The organism is Acetobacter indonesiensis (assembly GCF_000963945.1).
Classification (GTDB): domain Bacteria; phylum Pseudomonadota; class Alphaproteobacteria; order Acetobacterales; family Acetobacteraceae; genus Acetobacter; species Acetobacter indonesiensis.
Genome location: NZ_BAMW01000144.1, coordinates 1 through 214, shown reverse-complemented (window position 1 = coordinate 214; position 214 = coordinate 1). Strand labels below are relative to the sequence as shown.

Genomic DNA, 214 nt, shown 5'->3' with positions numbered 1-214 from the left:
GGTGGAGCGGTATGCGCGGGCCTGGGTGGATGCCGAGCGCATGGTGCGTCAGGATCTGCCGGTGCTGGAGCACCAGAAGAAGGCGCTTTTTGAAGCCGGTCGGGATCTGGAGCGGGTCCGGCGTGGCGGTGAGGCGGATCTGCGAGCGGCGCTGAAGCATCAGCCGGAGATCCGGCAGGCGCTGTATGGTCTGGAAGGTCCGGCACGGGCGCGC

Annotated in this window: 1 protein-coding gene; it reads left to right on the top strand. The window is 68.7% G+C overall.

Annotation, left to right across the window (positions count from 1 at the left end):
* The coding region (locus Abin_RS16125) for a hypothetical protein (RefSeq protein WP_148315679.1) at positions 1 to 214 on the top strand (214 nt) is incomplete at both ends.